This is a genomic window from Nostoc sp. CALU 546, from assembly GCF_048836525.1.
Window position 1 is genome coordinate 1 of the sequence record NZ_JAWJTF010000239.1, and the last position, 3330, is coordinate 3330.

Consider the following 3330-nt stretch of genomic DNA (forward strand, 5'->3'; position numbering starts at 1 on the left):
GAGGCCTTAGTTGAATATGAGAGTGCAGGGGGAAATTGGGGGCAGGTGGCGCAGTGGCGACAAGCTTTTCCCTTGCACCAATGCCCAATGCCCCATGCCCCATACCCAACGCCAAATGCCCAAGTCCCAATTTTTAAACTATGTTTGTTGACTTCTTTATTAAGCGGCCAATCTTTGCGTCGGTCTGTGCGATCGTCATCCTTCTAATAGGATTAATCAGTATTCCTACACTGCCGATCGCTAGGTTCCCAGAAATTAGTCCTACCCAAATCAGTGTGACTTCCAACTACAGCGGAGCTAGTGCAGAAGTCGTAGAAAGCGGAGTGACAAATATCTTAGAAAGGCAAATCAACGGGATTGAAGGACTAAGATATCTCACTTCCAGCAGCAGTAACGATGGTACGAGTACCATTACAGCCACCTTTGATTCTTCACGAGACAAAGATATTGCCGCTGTGGATGTGCAAAATCGTGTTTCTGTTGCTCAACCACAACTACCAGAGAGTGTACAACGCACGGGAGTGCAGGTATCAAAACAGTCAAGCAATATTCTCTTAGCAATTGGTTTATATGCTGAAAATAAAGAGTACGACAATATATTTTTAAGCAACTATGCTGACCTTTATTTAGCGGATGCTTTAAAAAGAGTCAAAGGTGTAAGTGACGCACGGATTTTTGGCGAACGTCGCTATGCAATGCGCCTGTGGTTAGATCCGAGTCGCCTTGCTAGTCGCGGACTAACAACTCAGGATGTAGCCGATGCTTTATCTGAACAAAATTTGCAAGTCGGTGCAGGGAGAATTGGACAAGAACCGGCTCCTGAAGGACAAAGGTATCAACTTGATGTACGTGCTGTCAGCCGATTAGCAGAACCATCAGAATTTGAAGAAATTGTCCTCAGAACTCAAGAGGATGGCACCTTAGTTAAGCTCAAAGATGTAGGTAGAGCCGAACTGGGTGCAGAAAACTACAGTTCATTTCTACGATTTCGTGGCAACGATGCTGTCGGTTTAGGGATTTATCAGGTTCCTGGCAGTAATGCCTTGGATGTAGCTAGAGGAGTCAAAGCCGAAATAGCGCGATTGGCTCCGAATTTTCCGCCAGGGATGCGATATCAAGTAGCTTTTGACACAACATCCTTTGTAGAAGAGTCTTTGGCAGAAGTGATCAAGACTCTGATTGAAGCGGTGGTGTTGGTGGTGATTGTAATTTTTGTGTTCTTGCAGGATTGGCGAACCACTTTAATTCCCGCACTAACTATTCCCCTGGCACTGATTGGGACATTTGCCTTCATCAAAATTTTTAACTTTTCCATTAATAGTTTGACTTTGTTTGGTCTAACTTTAGCATCGGGGATGGTGGTAGACGATGCGATCGTCGTGGTGGAACAAATCAGCCGTTTTATTCAGGATAAAGGTATAAATCCTCGCCGAGCCGCTAGTGAATCAATGGCGGAACTATTTGGCGCGGTTATTGCCACTTCACTAGTGTTGATGGCAGTGTTTGTGCCAGTGGCGTTTTTTCCGGGAACTACAGGCGCACTTTATCGGCAATTTGCGCTAACGATCGCCTTTTCCATTGCGATTTCGACTTTTTTGGCTTTGACCTTAACACCTTCTTTGTGTGGCGTGCTACTGCGTCAAGAACAAAGACCTCCCAGGTGGATTGCCTGGTTGTTTGACCTGATTAATCGGTTTCTAGAATGGGTCAGGTCAAGCTATGAGCGATCGCTTACCTTTCTCACACGATTTAAAAGCGTCGTAATTGGGTTGTTTATTGTCTCCTTGGGTATGACTGCTTGGCTCTACACCACAGTACCTACAGCCTTTCTCCCAGACGAAGATGAAGGCTACTTCCTCACAATTATTCAAGGCCCCCAAGGCGTTTCGCTGCAATATACCAGCGATGTCATGGCACAGGTAGAAAAAGAAATCCTGCAAGTTCCAGAAGTACTAGGGACTTTCGCCGTGGGAGGATTTGGTTTTAGTGGTAGTACCGCCAATAGTGGCATCATCTTTACAACTTTAAAACCTTGGGCAGAACGTTCAAGACCCAATCAATCAGTACAAGCGATTATTGGCAGCTTGCAAGGGAAGTTGTTGGCAATTCCAGAAGCCAGGGTTTTTCCTGTGAATCCACCGCCAATTCAGGGTTTAGGCAACTTTGGTGGCTTCGTCTTTCAACTGCAAGACCGCAGAGGTAACAGTGGCTTAGAAAGTTTGGTGCAGTCGATGGGTCAGTTGTTGGGTAAAGCCAATCAAACACCAGGATTACAAGCTGTATTTAGTACTTTTGCCGCAGATACACCACAATTACTTGTGGAAGTAGACCGCAATAAAGCCAAATCATTGCAAGTTTCTATAGATGATGTCTTCAGTACATTACAAACTGCTTTGGGATCACAATATGTAAATGATTTCAATCTCCAGCAGCGCAATTACCGTGTATATATCCAGGCAGATCAACAGTTTCGTTCTAACCCCAAGGATATTGGTAAACTGTACGTTCGTTCCCAAAAGAATCAAATGATTCCTTTGAGTAACTTAGTCACAGTTACTTCGACTGTGGGAGCACAAACGATAAATCACTACAATTTGTTCCGTTCAATTGAAATTAATGGTTCCGCCGCTCCTGGCTCTAGTTCTGGAGACGCAATTAAAGCAATGGAACAAGTTGCTCAAGAAGTTTTACCCGCAGGTTATGGTTATGAATGGTCAGGAACTGCATTAGAAGAAATAGACTCTGGTGGTTTAGCACCCCTGATCTTTGGATTAGGAATAATCTTTGTGTTTTTGGTACTAGCTGCTCAATACGAGAACTACGTTGACCCTTTTATCATTCTGTTATCAGTTCCCTTAGCTATCTTTGGAGCGCTGATAGCTCAATCAATGCGGGGTTTTGCGAATGATGTTTACTGTCAAATTGGTCTAGTAATGTTGATTGGTTTAGCTAGTAAGAACGCAATTTTGATTGTGGAATTCGCTAACCAATTGCGAGATCAAGGACTTTCGATTACCAAAGCAGTAATTGAGGCTTCACAAGAGCGTCTACGTCCAATTTTGATGACTGCCTTTTCTACACTATTGGGGATTTTCCCCCTAGCTATTGCCACAGGAGCCGGGGCGGGAAGTCGTCAATCATTAGGAACAACAGTATTTGGAGGGATGTTAATTGCGACTTTCTTGAGTTTGTTTGTAGTCCCGATTTTGTATATTGTGATTAAGACGACAACAGAGCGTTTTTTCAAACCAAATCGGCGTCAAGAACTACAAACAGAAGCAGTGCCATTGAATGGTAACACTGCTGTATATTCAAAAAAATCTGAGGATT

The 3330-nt window shown here is 43.9% G+C and carries 1 protein-coding gene and 1 pseudogene; both read left to right on the forward strand.

Annotated elements, in window-relative coordinates; all coding sequences use genetic code 11:
• Positions 1-207, forward strand: a pseudogene (locus tag RRG12_RS42080) (hypothetical protein); the annotation flags it as partial.
• Positions 141-3330, forward strand: a 3190-nt coding sequence (locus RRG12_RS42085; RefSeq protein ID WP_420763222.1) for an efflux RND transporter permease subunit, incomplete at its 3' end; no start/stop codon positions are given. The pseudogene RRG12_RS42080 and the gene RRG12_RS42085, both read left to right, overlap by 67 nt.